Origin of the sequence: Salegentibacter flavus, assembly GCF_900115145.1 — a bacterium.
Classification (GTDB): domain Bacteria; phylum Bacteroidota; class Bacteroidia; order Flavobacteriales; family Flavobacteriaceae; genus Salegentibacter; species Salegentibacter flavus.
Map to the genome: position 1 here is coordinate 149272 of NZ_FOVL01000006.1, position 19828 is coordinate 169099.

A 19828-nucleotide genomic window follows, 5' to 3' on the forward strand; every position below is an offset into this window, starting at 1 on the left:
TAGCAAAATGCTGTATGTTGATTTAAAAATCAGAAAATCCGTAAGTTTCTTTGGCGTTAGTATAGAAAATTTTATTCACCACTTTCTCAGGAAGGTTAAGGCCTTTGAATTCACCCTGAAATTCAGGCGCAGTCAAGGATTTATTTGTGGCAAAAAAGTCGTAGTGAAAATTCCACAAATGTTCAAACCGGGCTGCGATTTCATCCGCCGGGGTGTTCCCATCGTCTATTACATCGGTACCATAGATGATCCTGTCCTGGTATTTTATGCAGAAGTCACGTACAGCCTGCCAATTATCTTTAGCCTGAAGCTGCAAATGACAAACCCGTTCAGCCACATCGGTTAAGGTGTTGTGATATTTATCAAGCCGTGTGGCCACTTCATCAATACTCCATTCCATACTGAAAAGATGAAGACCGACATAGGTGATTCCGGGGAATTTAACAAGCATGTTGTCTCTTGCACGCATTTGTTCCTCATAAGAAGGATATTCCTTTTGCAGGAACATATGGTATTCTGGATGATCTTTGAAATAATTCCGGTCTGAATCTACGGTCATTTCTTCTAGCGGCAACCAACAGTTTCGAGGTTCCCCCTGATGACCTATCAGCATAATATTATTCTTCTGTAGGTATTCAAAAATCGGATCAAAAACCGGATCATCTATCATAACAAAACTGCCATCTTCTTTGTGGTAATCAAAGCCTATATCCTTCCATATTTTCACACCAACAGCCCCATTACCTAATCCGCGCTTTATTTGAGCAATGGCATCATCAACAAATTCAGGTGTTCCCCATTTTTTAAAATTAAAAGTGGTGAAATATTTCACCCGACCGGGATATTCCTTCTGAAATTTCAGGATTATCTTTTCTTGTTCCTCGATTTCATCAAAAAACGGAATATTGGTATTTATGGATAAAAACCCCGCATTATATTCCATCATTTTCTCCATTTTTTCTGGGGACAGCGTATTTAAATGTACGTGTGCGTCTATAAATTTTGGTATCATATGGATTTCTTTTATATTTTCATTCATCGATTAACCTTAAAAGGCTATTTCTTTACCTGAGTAGCCTTGTCGAAAGTAGATTGGGGAGCCTTTTAATTCAAATATTTTTCAGGAATTATTTTTTATGGTCTCCAATTTCCCTTTAACGAGTTTGGTAATTTCACCGGTTGCTACGGGGAATACCTTTCGTAAATCTATTTCTTCATTATTTCGTAATTCGATTTGCAGGGTTTTCATAAAAATATTCTTTATCTCGGTTGCAAGGTTTACTTTGCAAATTCCTCTGGAAATTGCAGCTTGCAATTGCGAGGCTGGCACTCCAGATCCGCCATGCAATACCAAACCTACGGGAGTGGCTTCAGCGATTCTCTCAAGTAAACCCAATTGTAATTCAGGCTCTTTTTTATAAAATCCGTGAGCTGTACCAATAGCTACCGCCAGGGCATCAATTCCTGTTTCCTCCACAAATTGCTGTGCCTCTTCAGGCTGGGTAAAAACCTTGTCATCATGCGATTGCCCTAACTTGGCCACATATCCTAATTCAGCTTCCACGTGGGCACCATATTTCTTAGCACGCGCCACGACCTCTTTTGTGATTTTTATATTCTCCTCAAAAGGTAGTTCACTACCGTCTATCATCACCGAATCGAAACCGGCATCCAGACAGCGCTGCGCCAGTTCCACAGATCCGCCGTGATCTAAATGGATCCAACCTTCCACACCAAATTGTTTTAATCCGGTTCGGCCTAAATTAACCGCGGTTTCTAAACCCATATAATCTATAGAGCTTTGTGTAAGCTGTAAGATTAAAGGTTCATTCATTTCTGAAGCGGCACCCAGCACACCGTGCAGGGTTTCCAGGTTATAAAAATTAGTAGCCAGAATTCCACGGCCTTCACTTCGTAATTGTTGTAATTTCTCTTTTAATTTCATTATAGTTTATTATTCCTGATTTCTTGAATTTTTATTTCAATTTCTTTTGCATCACCAAATGCTCCAGTTCCTCCTGCAGCTGTAGTATTTAATGACCCGGTAAGGTTCGCAAAATCCAGGCATTCTTTTAATGTTGCCCCTTCCAGGAATTTTTTGAGAAAACCGGCATTAAAAGAGTCACCTGCGCCGATGGCATCTTTGTAAGCTTTATTTAAATAAGGTTTTATCAAGATATCTTCCGAGTCTGTTACAATACGCCCACCTTTATCTCCTAATTTTAAAGCAAGAGTATTACTATAGTTTTTTATTGTTTCAATAGCATCTTCAAGATTATTCTTTCCACTAAGGTTCAAAAGTTCATTTTCATTTGGAAGAAAAATATCTACAAACGGTAAACAATTTTTATAATCAAAATCCCATTTATTTATGGGATCTACTTGTAAATCCAGAGAAGTGCTAAGCCCGGCTTCCTTTGCTTTTTTAAATAGGTTCACGATATTTGGCTGCATGCCCGGCTGCAGAAAATAACTTGAAAAATGCAGATGATCGAATTCAGTAATGTTCTTCCATGGAATATGATTGATAGTTAATTCATTCATCGCTCCACAAAAAGTTACATTAGCCCGATCCTGGTCGTAATTCATCACCACAGTAATCCCGGTTTTATGCTCTTTGGAAAGACTAACGAACCGAGTGTCAACATTTTTATTTCGTAATTCTTCTAGAATAAACTCTCCAAAATTATCTTCCCCTAATAGCCCACAAAACGAGGTTGAGATTCCTAAGGCCGATATATTGGAAGCTAAAATTGCAGAAGAGCTACCTAAGGTGAATTCCATATTTTCGGCCAGTTTTTCTGCGCCGATTTCCGGGAAGCCATGAATATCATTTAAAATCAGATCGATATTTAATTCCCCCACCACAAGGATTTTTTTACTACTCATAAGTTTCAATTTGAACTTGTTTCAACATTTTTTCTACATCTTGCTTTTTTAACATTCCCAATTCTTTGTTTAAGCAATTAGCTGTTCCACAGGCAACGCCCCAGGCTGCAATTTCTGAAAGTTTAAGCTTCTGGTTTAAAGCAAGAGCAATTCCGGCAGTTAAACAGTCACCACTACCAACCGTACTTATAACTTGGCTGGGTGGAAGGTTGATTTTAGCTTTGATAATTTCATCCCTATAGGCAAGTTCAAGCCCTTCAGCCCCTTTGGTTAAAACTATAAATTCAACTTTATCGCCAAGAAATTCTCGAAGAGTTTTTATATCGGTTGCACCGCAAATCGTTTTGGCTTCGTGATGATTAAGGTGAATTCCGAAGAATCCTTCCTTTAAAGCGTTTTGCAATTGAATTCCAGTACAATCCAAAATTACTTTTTTATGATACTTCTTTGCTATCTTAATAAGCTGTGCATAGCCATCATCCGGGGATTCTGCCGGCCAGGACCCCGACATACAAATAAAATCAGCCTTGGCAACCTCTCTGTTGAATAGCGTAATAAATTCATCGAAGTTTGAATGATTAATTTCCGGACCTGGTTCCAGTAATTCGGTATGGTGTAATTCCGTGTTTTCTGAGATAAACGTATAGCATTTCCGGTTGTTCCCGATTATATTTACACCATCTATTTCTACCTTCTTAGTCTTACATTCCTGAATAATCCAATCACCACTTCCTCCGGCCCAAAATCCGAGAAGTTTAGACGAAAAACCTAACTCAGCAATGGCAAGAGCCACGTGTACACCTTTTCCTCCCGGATAATCCTCTAAAGCAGAGATTCTATTAACCTCTCCAAGTTTGAAATCAGGAATCAGGGCATATGAATCGATAGAAGGATTGGGACAAAGACTAAGAATCATTTTTTTTGCTTTTCAGGATAATCGTAAATTTTCACACCCTGTACTACACGGCTTATTGCTCCGGAAACTGAAGGGTTGTCCGGGTTCAGTCCTAATTGCAGTGATTTATAGTATCCTAAAATCTGCCCAATGATAGTAGCTGGAATGATATTGAAATCTTGGTTTTTGTCCAGTTCTAAATCAATATTCAAATAAGAATTAATATCCGAATCAGCTTTCCGACCAACACTGAAAGTTAATAAATTTCTGGGATCTCGGGCTATGGAGATTGCCAGATCGCGCTCATAACCATATACATGATCTATAGAAGAGAACAGATAAACGACTAGCGTTTTCTCATTTGTTACAGCGCGGGGGCCGTGTCGAAAACCTAAGAAAGAATCGTGTTTACAAATTATTTGGCCATCTGTTAATTCCTGAAGTTTTAAGTGACATTCTCGAGCTATGCCAAGCATGGGGCCTGAACCTAAAAATACTACCCGCTCATATTCTAATTGGGCTAGCTTTTTTAGTTGTGTGTAATGGCTAAGCAAATAGTTGGCTTGAATAATTATTTTATTAACCTGCTTTGTCAAAGTAAAAACATTCTTTCTACTGCTTGCTAAGAGGACACTTAATAGCATAGAAGTAAAGCTTCCTGTCATGGCAAGACTTTTATCATTTGCTTTTTCCGGGAGCAATATTGCTAAGGCAGTTTTGGTATTCGCACGGGTATAAGTGAATAGTTCTCCCTCTTTATTGCAGGTTATTATCAAATGATAAATGTTCTTGCAGAATTTATCGGCAAGCTTTACGGTTTCAATACTTTCAGGGCTATTACCAGAACGAGCGAAAGAAACCAGAAGAACAGGACTGCTATTTTTTGGAAAAAATAATTCGGGATGTGTCACCAAATCGGTAGTAGCAATTGCCCGAGTTAAACATCCGGTGTTTTTTTGCACTAATCCTTGGGCAGCTTCTCCTACAAAGGCAGAAGAACCGGCACCTGTCAAGATAATTTGTAGATTTTCTTTTTCATACAGAGGTGTGAGAAAGCGCTTAATTGCTTCTTCTTCTGTCTTTATTTGATTAAAGACCTCTCGCCATAAGTTAGGTTGGCCTTCAATTTCAGTTCTTGTATAATTTATTTCAGTATTTATCATTTACAATTAGTGTAATTATAAAAATCTTCATTTAAAAAAAATAATAGTATCAAAACTTTCATTCAAAATGACAAATACAAATAAACAAAATAAAACGAAATAAAAAACCCAAAATGTAAAATTTGTTTTTTTGATTTATCTAAAAATGTCTCAATATTTATTATTTGTAATAATGATTACAATCAATAAATTTAACAGGATTTTCAATTATGTATTAATCATCTGTAAATCAAAAACTTAATACTCGTTTTTGATTTATGGATAGGGATGGGGTTTATATTAATTGAAAAAATATTCAGTAAATAAGATAAACAATTGAAAATTTATTATCTAAAACTTTTGTTAATATCATTTAAGTTTTATATTAGCGACAAGAATTGAAAATTTTTTTTGTTCTTTCGAAGAATAAAATTAACTTTTTTATTTTTTCGCAAACTAAATCGGTTTCGAAGAAATAATTTTAATCTATTAAATAATAAAAATCGAAATGAAAAACATTCTACTACCAATGTGCTTTATTTTACTTTTTCAAGTAAACGGTTTAGCACAAGATCTTAACATTAATGTGAGTGGTGTAGTGACCGATGAAGATTCTGGTTTACCTATTCCAACCGTAAATGTTGTCGAAAAAGGCACATCGAACGGGGTAATGACGGATTTCGATGGAAATTTTAACATCAATGTTCCAGAGGACGCAGTTTTAGTTTTTTCTTTTATTGGTTATTCCACAAAAGAAATTAGTGTCCAGGGACAGGAGTATATTGAAGTTTCTATGAAAGAAGAAGCCTCTGCCTTAAATGAAGTGGTTTTAATTGGATATGGTACGCAAAAAAAGAAAAACCTGACAGGCGCTATTTCTTCCATTGAAACCGAAGATATTGTATTGACGGGAGGGCCGGATATTGGAAACATGATTAAAGGAAAAGCCGCCGGATTGACCATTCGACAGAACAGTGCACAGCCTGGTGGAGGCCTGGACATTATGATTAGGGGGGCTGGATCTATAAATGCCAGTAATGATCCACTGATCGTAGTAGATGGTTTTCCAATTACCGATTTGGAGCAGCCTGATACAGGTGGCAGGTATGATGCGGGGACCCAAAGTATTTTAAACACCTTCAACCCTAATGATATCGAATCTATAGAGGTTTTAAAAGATGCCAGTGCTACTTCGATTTATGGATCGAGAGCGGCAAATGGAGTGATATTAATCACTACTAAAAGAGGAGCAGAAGGTAGACCTACAGTTCAATATTCTGTTTCTACTTCTTTTCAACCTTATAGTAGCCCTTTTGATGTGTTGCCGCTTAATGAATGGATGGAAGTAAGAAACGAAGCAGCCTGGGAACATTGGTTATTCACTAATAATGTATCTCCCTGGGGCGAGCGCTCTATGGAGGAGGCGGAATCGAATCCTGTTGCAGGTCAATTCCAGCAACTCTATACTCAAAACGCTATTAACAATGTAGGTAAAGGAACTGATTGGGTTGATTTGGTAACCAGGGATGGAATGATTGAACAACATAACATTTCTCTCTCTGGCGGTAGTGAATCTTTTAAATATAGACTTTCTGGTAATTATTACGATCAGGAAGGGGTGGTGAAGAATTCTGCCCTAACCAGATATACCATAAGGGGGAATCTGGATCAGACATTCAATGAATACCTGAAGCTTGGATTCAATATTTCCACTAGCCGTATAGATAATGAAAACAGTTCCCTGGGAGGCGGAATGTGGGAGAATTCGGGGATCATTAGGGCTGCAATGCAGCAGGGTCCACATATCCTGGCCATAGATGAAGATGGGAATTACCCATTAAATCCCCAATTGTCTCAGCAACCTAACCCATACTCTCTCCTTACAATTACTGATAGGGGGAGGATAGAGAGAACGATGATTAATTCACTTTTGGACATAACGCCTATAGATGGATTGTTGGTGAGATTAAAAGCAGGTGTGGATAGAGGAGTTACCGACAGGTGGAGTTATATTCCTAAAACAACTCTTCATGGGGCTTTGGAAGATGGAAGAGCTAGTATATCGGAGGTAGATAACAATCATTACCTACTTGAAGCTACTGCTAATTACAACCGGGAAATAGGAGACGGCCATAACTTTGATCTTTTGGTGGGTGTTTCGGAAGAGCATTTTAAAGACGCTTCTAACAGCAGTGGGAACACAGGGTTCATTACTGATGCTTTTCTTTGGAATAATCTTAATGCAGGTACGGGTACCAGAAGTGTTAGTTCCTACGGCCAGGAAAGGATGATCGCTTCTTATTTTAGTCGATTGAACTATAATTTCAAAGAAAGGTATCTAGCCACTTTTACTGTCCGTACAGATGGTTCCAGTGTCTTTGCAGAAAATAACAAATGGGCTACTTTCCCTTCAGGGGCTTTTGCCTGGAATATATCGGAAGAACCTTTCATGCAGAATATTGATGATGTAGTGTCGCACTTGAAATTAAGGTTTAGTTACGGAGAAACCGGAAATGCTTCAATTGGAAGTAATGCTTTCGCTGCGTATTCAGCTTATCCTGCGTATCTTTCAGGTGAAGACGTAAGAAATATAGGTGTTTCTCTTGCCAGGCTCGAAAATCCTGATCTAAAATGGGAGACGACCACCGAAGCTAACTTTGGAATCGATTATGGGTTCTTCGATAACCGGATCAATGGTTCGGTAGAAGTTTATCACAGGATAATATCTGATCTACTGGCCACAAAACCACTAAACTCTTATCATGAGATTAACACAGTTATTGCAAATATTGGTGAGACAGAAAGCAAAGGTCTTGAAATAACCGTCAATACTCATAATATTAAAAGCCTGGATTTCCAATGGAAAAGCACCTTCACCTTTGGGAGCTTTAAGGATAACTGGAGAGAAAGAGCAGATGATTGGAAGCCCGCTGTTTATCAAAATGAGGACGATCCCATCAGGGCAATCTATAGTAGAATCTCTGACGGGATTATGCAGGAAGGAGAAGAAGTTCCAGCTCAACCAAATCTTCAACCGGGAATGATAAAGATTGTTGATTTTGATGGATTTGTACGCGATGATGCAGGAAACCCTGTTGTTGACGAAAATGGTCGCTTCCTGAGAACAGGTGCGCCTGACGGAATGATCGATGAAGCAGACACGAAATTAATAGGTACTTCGGATCCAGATTTTATGATAGGGTTCTCAAATGTCTTAAATTATAAAAACTTTGATCTTAAATTTGATTTCAATGGAATGTTTGGACGCAAAATGGCTGATCCAAATTACACTGCCTATGGAGTTAGCGCTGAGCCTATTTATACTTATGGTTACAATGCTTTAAGGACGGTCAAAGATCGTTGGACACCGGAAAATCCATCTACTACACAGCCAAGCTCTTATTATGGCTGGTCGGAATATGGATCTGGAGATTTCTTTTTGGAAGATGCATGGTTTATTCGATTGCAAAATGTTTCCCTGGGATATGACTTGCCACAAACTTGGTTTGGAGGTGTATTTGAGCAGGCTCGTATTCATGTAGACGGACAGAATTTATTCGTGATTACTCCTTATGGCGGGATTGATCCTGAAACTGATTCCTATACTGCGGCATATCCAAACGTTCGAACGTTTACTTTAGGAGCGAACTTTACATTTTAGGTTAAAATAAAAATTTCGAGTTATGAAAACACACAAAATAATTATCTTATTGGTAGCAGCTCTTACGTTTGGCAGCTGTGAAACGGAACTTGAATTAGTGGATTATGGGGAAATAAATCCTTCAATATTCCCTAAGTCTGCAGCCGATGTGCAGGCCATGGTCGACGCTTCCTATTATCCATTGCGTGCCTCTTGGTGGGATGGTATAAATTCACCTTCAGAAAGAGGGATCATGTTTGCTAATGCTTCAACCACGGAGGTGCTTACGGGGGACTTCGGAGTACAGTTAAATGCTAGTCTCCTCCATTTTACACCTGCAAGTTCGGAGATCACTTTTTTCTACGACTGGTACTATAATAAAATCAGCCGAATGACTACGACCATTGATTATATTCAGCAGGCCGACGTGAGCGAGGAAATAAAGACTAAAGCCATTGCAGAGGTTCGTTGTGCAAGAGGTATGCTGGCTTATTATCTATACGATATGTATGGCCCAATTGTAATAGCGCCATTGGAGGTCCTGAAGAATCCTCTCAAAGAGGAACCCTTGCCAAGACTTTCCCATGATGAAATGGTAAATTTTATTGAAGCAGATCTTAAAGCGGCTGCCGAGGATCTACCGCATCCGGCGGAAACAGAGTATGGAAGATTTAGCAAAGGGCTTGCAAAAATGCTTGCCATAAGGTTGAATCTTAAAGAGAAAAGATGGGACGAGGTAAACAAACTTGCGGATGAGATCATTACCATGGGTTATTATGAGCTTGACTCTGATTATGTAGGTATGTGGGATTTGGATGGAGCTAGAAATAGCCAGGAAGTTATTTGGGCCATCCCAAATAATTATGAAGGTACTAGTGAGAATCAATGGCAGATGATGGCTTTACCTTCTAATTTTCCAGGCAGAGGTGGCTGGGGAACTGTTCAGAGTACCTGGTGGTTCTATGACACTTTCGAAGAAAATGATGTCCGGAAAACCAATCTTATTGCCGAATATACTGGAACAGATGGCATTACCTACAATAGAAGTAATCCAGGTAATAATATGAATCTTGGACCGCTTCCCCTTAAAATGGATGCTGATGCGGCAAGAACGACTGCACTTTCAACGGTTGATCTTATTCAATATCGTTATGCTGACGTACTACTTTCAAAGGCGGAAGCAATAGCTAACCATAACGCTTCCGGCCCGAACGAAGAGGCCATGGATTTGGTTAATCGTGTGCGTCGAAGAGCTGGTCTTGAGGATTTGGAGTTGGCCGATTACAGCAGCCTTTCCGACTTCAATGATATGATTCTTACGGAAAGAAGCCATGAGTTCTGGTGTGAAAATGGTCAATATCGGGCGGATCTTATCCGTCACGATAAACTTATTTCCAGGGTTATTGAAGTTACACAATCGCCCTATGCCACAGAAACAGATACTGTATTTCCGTTCTCCAGAGAAAGAATCAGTGAAGGGAAAGGGGTTTTTATCCAAAATCCAGGCTATAACTAGTAGTCTGTATTAATGATCAAATTGAAAACAGAATAAAATGAGGAGAAATATGTTTCATGGAATATTATGGATGATACTGGTTGGAGGCTTAAGCTTAGGTTGTTCGGATTCGGGGACTGATGAAGAGGTGCCAGAAATTGAACCGAAGGGGATAACCTACGAGGAGTCACAGGAGGTTTTCCCTAATCCGGAGAGAGGTTTCTATGATCACACAGAAGCCCACGGCCCAGGCGATGACCTCACCCCAGGACAAGTAGGTTCTCTTAAGTCGGAAAATGTGTCCTTAATCATTCGGGTGTATTATCTGGGCGATTATAAAGATAGCCCTATAGATGAGGCAATGTTAGAAATGATCAATAGCGATATGGAAACCGTACGTGATGCTGGAATCAAAGCGATCCTTAGGTTTGCCTATACCAATGAAATGGAAGGTGAGGATGCACCCCTGGAAACAGTCGAGGGACATGTAGAGCAACTGGCACCCGTTCTTAATTCAAATAAAGATGTAATAGCCTTTATCCAGGCGGGTTTTATCGGACCATGGGGGGAGTGGCATAATTCAAGCAATGGCCTGACAACAGTAGAAAATGAACGGAAAGTTCTCTTCAAATTGCTTGAGGTGCTTTCTTCGGACCTCTTAGTTCAGGTGAGAACTCCCGGAGCAAAACAAAGGATCTTTGAAACAGCTGAACCTATAGGAGAGGCAATAGCTTATACAGATGAATTTCGTGCCAGGGTTGGTCACCACAATGACTGCTTTATGGCCGGAGTCGACGATTACGGGACCTACGGGAATATAGAGGCTGAGAAAGCATATATTAGCCAGGAAGCTCTATATGTTCCTACAGGGGGTGAAACCTGCCCTCCACAGGGTGACTATCCTGATTGTGCAAAAGCCCGGGAAGAAATGAAACTCCTGAGATGGACATATTTGAACCGCGATTATTACCTGCCCGTAATCAGTGGTTGGAAAGATGCAGGATGCCTGGATGAATTCAAAAGAAGGCTGGGTTATCGTCTAGTCCTGGAAAGTGCTATTCTACCGGAAGAGGTAGATCAGGGCGATAACTATTCCCTACAGATAAACCTTACTAACAAAGGTTTTGCACCGCTCTATAAGTCAAAAACAACCAGTTTGGTACTGGTTAATAAAGCGAGTGGAGAGGAGTATCCCTTTGAACTTGCTGTAGATCTAAGAGAAGTTAAACCTGGTGTTCCCTATACTATTGAACAAGAAGTGGAACTTACAGGGATCCTTGTCGGGACTTATGATCTCTATCTGGAAATCACAGATGAATCAGAAAAACTTGAAAACCGAGTGGGTTATAAGGTCCGTTTGGCGAATAAAGATTCCTGGGACGCCGAAAGCGGAATGAATAAACTCCAACAGCAAGTAACTGTGCTGGCAGATTAACCAGAGAATTTGAGGACCTCTAACTGAAATTTAATAATTATTTTATACTCAACATCATGAAAAAAAATAAATGGATACCTATCGTAAATATCCTTACGTTACTTCTAGTTGTCTCGTGCAGTAAAGATGAAGATACTTCCAGTGACACTAAAGCTGTTTTTAGTTATGTAGCAGATGGATTCCTTGTGAATTTCACAAATTTCTCCATGAATGCAGATGAATATTTATGGGATTTTGACGTAGACGGAGCTACTTCCACACGTCGCGATCCAGCTTACATTTTTCCTGAAAAAGGTGTGTACCTCGTGAGTCTTACAGCTTCAAGAGGCGAGGAATCAAGTACATTTGTAGATACTGTTCGTATTATCGGTCCGAATATAAAGATCGATGGGGACTTTTCAGATTGGGAACATGTGGATTATACTTTCGAGAACCCGGAAGATGGTGGGGGTACACTTTTAAAAGTCAAAACATTTGCTTCTCCCAATGCATTGAACTTCTACATTGAAGGTACTTCTGAGATGAACTTCGCTGTAATGAACTTTTATCTGGATACCGATAATAACACCGAAACCGGCCATACTACCTGGATGTATCCCGCTGGATCGGGAGCAGAATTTATGGGAGAAGGAAACTTTAATCCCGAAGATCCTGGAGCTTCTTCTGGAGCAATTTATGAATATGGAGGCCCCGGGGGCAGTGACTGGACCTGGGCTTCAGTAGCCTCTTTTGCCGATGCCATGCAGTTTGCTGAATTCGGAACTAACGAAGGAAACAAAGCAATAGAGTTTTCTATTTCACGTGGTGTTCTTGGAGATATGGAAGGTGTTGTTAATTTTGGATTAACAGAAAGTGATTCCGGGTGGACCCAAATCGGATCTATTCCTGTATTTCAAACTCCGGAATCTGAATTCGCCCCATTTGAACTCTAGAATTTCATGTTGAAATTATAAAAAACACCGTGCTGTACGAATTTAATTTTAGTAATTATTGACTATAGGAGTCTAGACTGACTTGACCAGAAAAAAGTCGCGCCAAAATTAGATGGATATGAATGATGCTAAAATTGATATAGCAGGAATTATAGAAGTTAAAAAATGCCCAGATTTTGAACTGAATGGCGATGGTGAGAATCAAAACTGGGCTTTAACGGAATGGATAAATTTACCCCAACGGAATTTACTTAGTAAAATTCTGCTCACTAAAACGAAAGTTTTATATTCTGAAAATGGTATTTATTTTCTTTTTTATTGTGAAGACAACGAAATCACTGCTACTCTGAATGCTGATTTTCAAGATCTTTGGAAAGAAGATGTGGTAGAGGTTTTTCTTTGGCCAGATGAATCGGTCCCTGTCTATTTTGAATATGAAATTTCACCTCTGAATTATGAACTACCTATATTGGTATCCAATGAAAAGGGAGATCTTGTAAGGTGGGTCCCTTTTCATTATCATTCCGATAGGAAAACTCGGCATGCTACCAGCGTGAAAGGAGGAAGGAAAATGAGTTATTCAAAGGTTTCAAGTTGGACGGCAGAATTTTTTCTGCCTTTTAACCTCCTAAGACCTCTTTCGAATATTCCTCCAAGGAAAGGCTCAAAATGGAGAGCAAATATGTGCAGAATAGACTATCAGGCTGGAAATGCTGTTTTGTGGTCCAAGGGATCCATAGAAACGAGTTTTCATGAGTATGAAAGCTTTGTTACTTTCTCATTCCAATAAGGATGACCTTCTGAAATTATCTAAATAAACAGCTCATGGAATTCAGGAAATTTAAAATTCTTGTTTTCTCAAAAGGTCATTAGACATTCTTTGACCTGGTAAAAAGCCAAAAGGGTTTTCTATTTTATAAATCTTTGAATAGGGTTGAACAAAGACTTTAGAAGAAATTACAGAATCTCTCCTTCAAACTTTTGTACGAATTATTATAAAAAATACTGAGTTTATGTTTCATTTATGAATGAATAACTATTCTTCTACCGATTACAAAAAGTAAACTGAAATACAATTCTTCTTTTGTTCTTATAGCTGTGGGGAAGGGGTGTTTAGTGGTTATTTTGCTGTATTCCAGGTTTTGTCGAAGCTAATAATATTTCAATAGATAAAATTATGATAAGAAAAATTGTGACACTTATTCTAATAGTTATGACAGGCAACTTTTCTTTCGGACAAGAACAAGATATTCTGCTAAAGGAATATGATCCCGTCTCTATATATAATATTCCAAAAACCTTTCCTGTAAAGGCAAAATATCCTGTAATTGATATGCATTCCCATCCGTATGCAAAATCTCAGTCAGAAATTGAAGAATGGATAAGCAACATGGATAAAGCCGGAATAGAAAAGACAATACTTCTCACCTATGAGACCGGAGTTGCTTTTGATAGTATTTACGACGTTTATTCGGAATATGAAGGTCGATTTGAATTATGGTGTGGGTTTGATTATACAGGATACGATCAGCCGGACTGGACCAAAAAAGCTATTGCAGAACTTGTGCGCTGCTATAAGAAAGGGGCCAGGGGTGTTGGCGAGTTGGGAGATAAGGGAGAAGGTCTTTCTTATTCTCAACCAACTGCAGCTCCTGGGATGCACATCGATGATAAGAGGATGGTTCCTCTTCTTAAAAAATGTGGGGAATTAGGAATGCCTGTGAACATTCATGTTGCTGAACCCTACTGGATGTATCAACCTATTGACAAGCATAATGACGGGTTAATGAATGCCAAGAGGTGGAAAGTAGACACCACAAAGAATGGGATTCTGGGTCATGCAGCACTTTTGAAGACTCTTGAAAATGCGGTAAACAACAATTCTGGGACTACTTTTATTGCCTGCCATTTTGCTAATACAAGTTATGACCTCAGCATTCTGGGTAATCTCCTGGAAAAATATCCAAACCTTTACGCAGATATTTCTGCGCGCTATGCAGAGACTGCTCCTATTCCACGACGTGTTAAAAAGTTTTTTGAAAAGTACCAGGATAGATTACTTTATGGAACTGATATGGGGTTTTCATCTTCCATGTATACCACAACTTTCAGGATTTTAGAAACCGAAGATGAACACTTTTACTATAAGGATATGTTTAGTTATCACTGGGCATTAAATGGCTTTGGTTTATCCGATAATGTTTTAAAAAAAATATACTATGAAAATGCGAGACGAATACTTCAATAAAAAAAACTTTTTCAGTCTTCTACTTTTTTTATTTGTTATTCTGGGAATTACCGGTTTTTCAATGAAACAATCAAAAAAAGAATCATCAGTAAAGATTACTCATGGGAATATTATTTTTGAGGTGAATTCTGCACTTCATACCCGAATTTCCTCTTCCTTTCCTGACAGTAAAACGGTGATGGATAAATTTCAGGCCTCCGAAAATATAACAATAGATAATAGAGTGATCTCCAATTTTGAACTAAAAAAAGTTCAGGAGAGTACCTTAGACGGGAAACTATCAGGAAGAGAATGGTTAGCAAAAGGGATATTTGAAGAGGATGGCCTTAAATTGGTGAAGAACCTAAAATTAACTGCATATGACGATTTTCCAAATCTTATTTCAGTGGAAGTGAAATATGTTAACGCTTCCAAAGAGGATGTCTTTATCGATGGATGGATCAACGGGAATTATCAAATTCTTCCTCAAGGAGATCAACCTCCTTTCTGGGCTTTTCAAGGAAGTTCCTCGTCCAGCCGCAGCGATTGGATAAAACCCTTAGAACCTGGTTATTACCAAAAAAATTATATGGGAATGAATGACTCTGATTACGGAGGTGGGATTCCTGTGACTAGTGTCTGGAGGCCTGATTTGAATATTGCTGTAGGACATTTGTCCCTTGTCCCTGAGCTGGTAAACCTCCCTACAGAAATGTTGAAAGATTCGAAGGTTGTTATAGGTGTTTCAAATGATTTTGCCCACCGCACCCTATTTAAAGCACAAGATACAATTACGACCTTAGAAACCTTCGTTTCCGTTTCCAAAGGTGATTATTTTGAAAACCTTGCAAAATACTCCGAGCTGATGCAGGAAAAAGGGATTAAAATGGTAAAGCCAGAGGAAGCTGCTTTTGAACCTATTTGGTGTGCCTGGGGATATGGAAGAGAATTTACTATGGAAGAAGTGGTAAATACCCTTCCAAAAGTAAAAGAACTAGGTATAGACTGGGCCGTGCTGGATGACGGATTTCAAGTTGCTGAGGGCGACTGGGAACCAGCTTCCGACAGATTTCCGGAAGGGGAGGATGCCATTAAAAAGCTGGTGGAAAGGATCCATGGATATGGATTAAAAGCCAAGATATGGTGGACACCCCTGGCTGCTGATCCAGGAAGCAAAGCATTAGAGCAAAACCCACAAATGATAATAAAAAAAGAGAACGGTGCACCGCAATTTATAACATGGTGGGATGCTTATTACTTATCTCCCACTAAAGAGGAAACTGTTAAGCACACCAAGGATATCCTTGATCTATTTCTAAACCAATGGGATTTTGATGGATTAAAAATGGATGGGCAACACTTGAATGCTGTAGCTCCCGATCATACCCTCGAAAATCCTGAAGAAGCCCCCAAAGGCCTCCCGGATTTCTTCCATATGATATATAATGAAGCTCGGAAGATAAAACCTAACGCAGTTGTAGAAAACTGTCCTTGCGGAACCTGTATGTCCTATTATAACATGGCATCTACCAACCAGACAGTTTCCTCCGATCCTTTGTCGAGCTGGCAAATACGTCACAAAGGTAAAACATACAAAGCCCTCGTTCCCCAGACTGCTTATTACGGCGATCATGTAGAATTGAGTGATAATGGAAGTGATTTTGCCAGTTCATTTGGAATAGGGGCTGTGTTGGGAACGAAATTTACCGTACCTAGTTCCAGTGAGAATGAAGAAGCGGAAAAGTTTCTATTAACAGAGAGGAAAGAAGAGGTTTGGAAAAAATGGTTTACTCTATACAACGATAAAATGTTATCGAAAGAGGAATATATAGGTAACTTATATGATATTGGTTATGATAAACCTGAAACTCATGTCATAAAAAAGCAGGATAGGTTGTATTATGCGTTTTATGCGGACTTCTGGGAGGGGAAAATAGAATTTCGAGGGTTAGAAAACAATACAGAGTATCGTATTGTGGATTATTTCAACAAGGTAAATTTAGAACATGTAAAAGCGTCTCAACCATTTCTTGATGTAAACTTCAAGGAATTTATTCTTTTAGAGGCTGTCCCAGTAGGGAAGTAAAAGGAGGCTTATCCAGGTCTAATATTTTGCAGGTAAATAGTTCTTCTTATAGAAGATAGAAGAATGAGGAAATGGCGCGAACCATATGTTAAGCCAGAAAACATCAGATTGCTTAAGACGTTCTTTCTGCATCTACTGCTTTGAATTATTGCTATTGCCAAAAGCTGTCATAAGATTACGTATAGAAAATTCTTTGATCCACGTTTACAATTTGTAAGCTTACAAATTGAATTAGTATCTATTCTGGTTAGACAGTTTAAAATGGATAGCTCGGATCTAAAAGAGGAGATTTCTATAGGTTGCCGACAGGAGGGGGAGTGGGAACTTGCCGCAGGTGTCTGAAAAGAAAGGGTAACCAATGTTTTTAATGCTGTCAGCCTGGATCTTAGATACTTCACAATAAAAAAAAGAGTCCGTGGTTCCTTAATCTTCCTTGGACTCTTCTTTCAAAGTAAAGGGCAATTCAAACGGATAAAATAAAAATCGCAACAACAGCCAGGATCAATCCTATTATTAAAATTGGTCCAGGCATTACACTGTAAATAAAAAGAGACAAAATAATGGTGATTAGTGGCGCCAGTCCCGTAAGCGGCGCAACAATTATAGCTTTTCCATAGCGAAAAGCATAAACAAGCATAAGAGCGCCTATCGCATTTAAGACATGTATGAGGCCAGCAAGGTAAGGTCCCTCGAACCCCCAGTTGATTGGCTGACTGAAATCAGTCATCCATATTGCTAAAGGGGCTAGAAGAAGTCCCATTAGAGCCATATAGAAGAAAATGCTTTCCGCTTTCATAGTTTTATTGGAAAATTTCATGATGAAGGCTTGTAAGCCCCAGGCAATAAAAACCATTACTGAAAGTGCAAGCCAAACATATCCCCGTACGTCCGATGCCCCAGGTTCTTGATAGGAAAGGAAAAAAATAGCTATCAATGCAGTTCCTATCCCTATCCATTTTAAAAATGATGTTTTTTCTTTTAATAGTACCACTGACAGAAGAATGGTGAGTGCCGGAGAAAGAGATATGAAAGGGAAAATGATGTAAGCAGGTCCGTCTTGAAGGGCCTGGAAAAGCAGGAGTTGACCTCCTGCTCCAAGAATTCCCACGGCTGATCCTAAAATTATTGATCGTTTATCCTTATCAATTTTCCACTTTACCAGATACAATGCAATGGCGGCACAGGGAATCATGGTAAGTGCCCAAATCACATACCCGAGAGTGGCAGGGAAACCTGCTTTCTCTGGTATTTCGATAAGTGCACCCCAAACTCCCCAGAATACTGTTGTTATTATCGCATAAAATAGCCACGAGTGTGATTTCTTCATAATAATTTTTTCGTCAGATCAGGGTATGTATAATCTTTCGGAAGCAATAGAAAATTGAATACAGCATTCCTTAGGCATATCAATTCAATTCCGATGGTCTTAATCATTCTTCCAAATCTTTTATAGCTTTTTTTGATAAAGCATAAACTGCTTATATTTTTTTGAAAATGGGCAATTCATTTAAATCCGCATCGACTTCAATTCGATTCCCTCCAAAGAAGGTTTTACCTTTCCAGGTCCATTCCCCTTTTGGTAAGGTGACCATCCTTGAAGTAGTGCCACGCTTTAATACTGGGGCTACAAGAATATCAGGACCTAGCATGAACTGATCTTTAATATCATGATAGCCCTCTCCGGGAAAATCGTATTCCATTGGTCTAACTATAGGTTGGCCATCCTGTGAAGCCTGTTGAACCAAATCCATAATCACTGGCAAGTATTGTTCCCTTAACTTTACGGCTTTTTGTACAGCTCCCAGGTGTTCTTCATCCAGGACTCTCCATGGAGCAACTGAAAATTGCATCATTGGCATTAGTGCATGCACCTGTGCTGACCGTACGATCAGTTCCTGATCTACTTCCTCAAGATTGCGGAAGGAACCGAATTCCCCGCCTCCAATCATATCAGGAGCATTGAAAGGATAGCCTATAAGGCCCTGAAGCAACATCTGCGGGATTAACATTTGTAAATCATCCCAATTATGACCTTTATCATGTAACCTTTGTGCCAGGGGTTGTCCTCCCATTTTCCAGGATGCTCTATATTCGTTTAGAGGGTATTCCAGGCCGAACTGCTGAAAAGTAAGCGTATGCTCATTCGGGGAGACCTCCTTGTAGGACTTTAAGGGTTGGTTATAGAAATAGCTATCCCCAGCGTCAAATTTAAACCCATCAATTCCATAGGTATCCCTTAGTCTGCCCAGCTGTTCCCCGTACCATGAAACCGCCCCAGGATTGGTGAAATCCAGGACTGCGCTTGCGCCGTTCCACCAACGTACGATTAAGGGGTTATTGTCGCCTGTGGCTTCCTGAATCAAATAGTTTTTTGATTCCAGTTCCCTATAAACGTCACTGTCCGGACTTACAAAAGGACAGACCCAAAGCATCACTTTAAATCCCATATCATGTAGAGAATCTATCATTGCTTTGGGATCTTGAAATCTTCCCTCATGGAATTGCCACTTTCCATAATCCTCCTGCCAGTTATCATCAATCATGAGGACGCCTGGTGGAAATTCATTATTAATGATGTTCTCAGCGTACTCGATGATATCCTTTTGATTCTGATTGTACGTAAGTTCAATCCAGGTATTGTATTGTGGTTTGGTAAAAAGAAGAGTGTCCGGGATTTTGCCGGAGGCCGGAAAGTATTCAGAGGAAGCATATGCCAAAGCCGTCTTTAAATTACTGCTTCCGTCTGGATTCGAGACTTCAATGGGAGTGCCGTAAGATCCAACTTTTATCTCCTGGTTGTCTACAGTGAATTTTATAGGGGATTCAGACCAGATCACCCTTCCTTTGTCGGATAGCAGCAAAGGTTGAATTTGGTTCCCCTCATTGTTACCCCATAAGTCAATTGAGTATTCCTGGTCAGTTTCAAAAGGCATTAAATGTCCATCCCTAACAACCCCTCCCCACCAGTTCTCATCCGGGAGCAGTTTAACAGTTGTAGAATCCGTTACTTCTTGTGCCTTAAGAAGGAAGGAGGTCATCAAACAAGTCGTTAGGAGTAAACCTTTATAGATGTATTTTTTCATAGTT

14 protein-coding genes are annotated in these 19828 nt (G+C 39.4%); 7 read left to right on the forward strand and 7 right to left on the reverse strand.

The genetic code is table 11. The features are described from left to right. Positions 1–22: 22 nt before the first annotated feature. From BM266_RS06835 to BM266_RS06855, 5 genes are all read right to left on the reverse strand, one after another. Complete coding sequence (locus tag BM266_RS06835; protein ID WP_093407595.1) at positions 23–1012, reverse strand: amidohydrolase family protein; 990 nt, start codon at positions 1010–1012, stop codon at positions 23–25. Positions 1013–1120: 108 nt separating this feature from the next. Beyond that, positions 1121–1945 (reverse strand): class II fructose-bisphosphate aldolase, encoded by an 825-nt coding sequence (locus tag BM266_RS06840; RefSeq protein WP_093407527.1) that lies wholly within the window; start codon positions 1943–1945, stop codon positions 1121–1123. Then, positions 1945–2889, reverse strand: a complete 945-nt coding sequence (locus BM266_RS06845; RefSeq protein ID WP_093407529.1) for a carbohydrate kinase family protein — start codon at positions 2887–2889, stop codon at positions 1945–1947. The genes BM266_RS06840 and BM266_RS06845 overlap by 1 nt, the downstream gene beginning before the upstream one ends. Then, a complete protein-coding gene (locus BM266_RS06850; protein WP_093407531.1) occupies positions 2882–3805 on the reverse strand; it encodes a 1-phosphofructokinase family hexose kinase in 924 nt (307 codons plus the stop codon). Before BM266_RS06850 ends, BM266_RS06845 begins: the two co-directional genes overlap by 8 nt. Then, the gene (locus BM266_RS06855) at positions 3802–4947 is read right to left on the reverse strand and encodes an SIS domain-containing protein (RefSeq protein WP_093407533.1); all 1146 of its coding nucleotides are present in this window, start codon (positions 4945–4947) and stop codon (positions 3802–3804) included. The genes BM266_RS06850 and BM266_RS06855 overlap by 4 nt, the downstream gene beginning before the upstream one ends. Positions 4948–5434: 487 nt before the next feature. Here BM266_RS06855 and BM266_RS06860 point away from each other — a divergent pair, with 487 nt between their 5' ends. From BM266_RS06860 to BM266_RS06890, 7 genes are all read left to right on the forward strand, one after another. After that, positions 5435–8587, forward strand: coding sequence for a SusC/RagA family TonB-linked outer membrane protein (locus BM266_RS06860; protein WP_093407535.1), 3153 nt, complete (start codon positions 5435–5437; stop codon positions 8585–8587). A 22-nt stretch (positions 8588–8609) separates the two neighbouring features. Then, entirely contained in the window at positions 8610–10082 is a 1473-nt protein-coding gene (locus BM266_RS06865; RefSeq protein ID WP_093407539.1) for a RagB/SusD family nutrient uptake outer membrane protein, read from the forward strand. Between the two features lie 49 nt (positions 10083–10131). Continuing rightward, positions 10132–11496 carry a DUF4832 domain-containing protein gene (locus BM266_RS06870; protein ID WP_175494771.1) on the forward strand — a complete coding sequence of 455 codons (1365 nt, stop codon included), beginning with the start codon at positions 10132–10134 and terminating at the stop codon, positions 11494–11496. A 56-nt stretch (positions 11497–11552) separates the two neighbouring features. Continuing rightward, positions 11553–12428 carry a PKD domain-containing protein gene (locus tag BM266_RS06875; RefSeq protein WP_093407544.1) on the forward strand — a complete coding sequence of 292 codons (876 nt, stop codon included), beginning with the start codon at positions 11553–11555 and terminating at the stop codon, positions 12426–12428. Positions 12429–12546: 118 nt separating this feature from the next. After that, positions 12547–13218, forward strand: a complete 672-nt coding sequence (locus BM266_RS06880) for a carbohydrate-binding family 9-like protein (RefSeq protein ID WP_175494772.1) — start codon at positions 12547–12549, stop codon at positions 13216–13218. Positions 13219–13605: 387 nt separating this feature from the next. After that, on the forward strand, positions 13606–14676 hold the full coding sequence (locus BM266_RS06885) for an amidohydrolase family protein (RefSeq protein ID WP_093407549.1): 1071 nt from the start codon (positions 13606–13608) through the stop codon (positions 14674–14676). After that, positions 14648–16741, forward strand: a complete 2094-nt coding sequence (locus BM266_RS06890; protein WP_093407552.1) for a glycoside hydrolase family 36 protein — start codon at positions 14648–14650, stop codon at positions 16739–16741. Before BM266_RS06885 ends, BM266_RS06890 begins: the two co-directional genes overlap by 29 nt. A gap of 463 nt (positions 16742–17204) precedes the next feature. Here the strand turns inward: BM266_RS06890 and BM266_RS06895 are convergent, their stop codons facing one another. Beyond that, positions 17205–18068 carry a DMT family transporter gene (locus BM266_RS06895; RefSeq protein ID WP_093407554.1) on the reverse strand — a complete coding sequence of 288 codons (864 nt, stop codon included), beginning with the start codon at positions 18066–18068 and terminating at the stop codon, positions 17205–17207. Positions 18069–18219: 151 nt separating this feature from the next. After that, complete coding sequence (locus BM266_RS06900; protein ID WP_093407556.1) at positions 18220–19824, reverse strand: glycoside hydrolase family 31 protein; 1605 nt, start codon at positions 19822–19824, stop codon at positions 18220–18222. Positions 19825–19828 lie beyond the last annotated feature (4 nt).

What these genes read in the sequence shown, in the direction of transcription:
- BM266_RS06880 (WP_175494772.1), top strand. Translation starts at nt 12,547, where the DNA reads ATGAATGATGCTAAAATTGATATAGCAGGAATTATAGAAGTTAAAAAA.
- BM266_RS06860 (WP_093407535.1), top strand. Translation starts at nt 5,435, where the DNA reads ATGAAAAACATTCTACTACCAATGTGCTTTATTTTACTTTTTCAAGTA.
- BM266_RS06850 (WP_093407531.1), bottom strand. Translation starts at nt 3,805, where the DNA reads ATGATTCTTAGTCTTTGTCCCAATCCTTCTATCGATTCATATGCCCTG.
- BM266_RS06870 (WP_175494771.1), top strand. Translation starts at nt 10,132, where the DNA reads ATGTTTCATGGAATATTATGGATGATACTGGTTGGAGGCTTAAGCTTA.
- BM266_RS06855 (WP_093407533.1), bottom strand. Translation starts at nt 4,947, where the DNA reads ATGATAAATACTGAAATAAATTATACAAGAACTGAAATTGAAGGCCAA.
- BM266_RS06890 (WP_093407552.1), top strand. Translation starts at nt 14,648, where the DNA reads ATGAAAATGCGAGACGAATACTTCAATAAAAAAAACTTTTTCAGTCTT.
- BM266_RS06900 (WP_093407556.1), bottom strand. Translation starts at nt 19,824, where the DNA reads ATGAAAAAATACATCTATAAAGGTTTACTCCTAACGACTTGTTTGATG.
- BM266_RS06840 (WP_093407527.1), bottom strand. Translation starts at nt 1,945, where the DNA reads ATGAAATTAAAAGAGAAATTACAACAATTACGAAGTGAAGGCCGTGGA.
- BM266_RS06885 (WP_093407549.1), top strand. Translation starts at nt 13,606, where the DNA reads ATGATAAGAAAAATTGTGACACTTATTCTAATAGTTATGACAGGCAAC.
- BM266_RS06835 (WP_093407595.1), bottom strand. Translation starts at nt 1,012, where the DNA reads ATGATACCAAAATTTATAGACGCACACGTACATTTAAATACGCTGTCC.
- BM266_RS06865 (WP_093407539.1), top strand. Translation starts at nt 8,610, where the DNA reads ATGAAAACACACAAAATAATTATCTTATTGGTAGCAGCTCTTACGTTT.
- BM266_RS06875 (WP_093407544.1), top strand. Translation starts at nt 11,553, where the DNA reads ATGAAAAAAAATAAATGGATACCTATCGTAAATATCCTTACGTTACTT.
- BM266_RS06845 (WP_093407529.1), bottom strand. Translation starts at nt 2,889, where the DNA reads ATGAGTAGTAAAAAAATCCTTGTGGTGGGGGAATTAAATATCGATCTG.
- BM266_RS06895 (WP_093407554.1), bottom strand. Translation starts at nt 18,068, where the DNA reads ATGAAGAAATCACACTCGTGGCTATTTTATGCGATAATAACAACAGTA.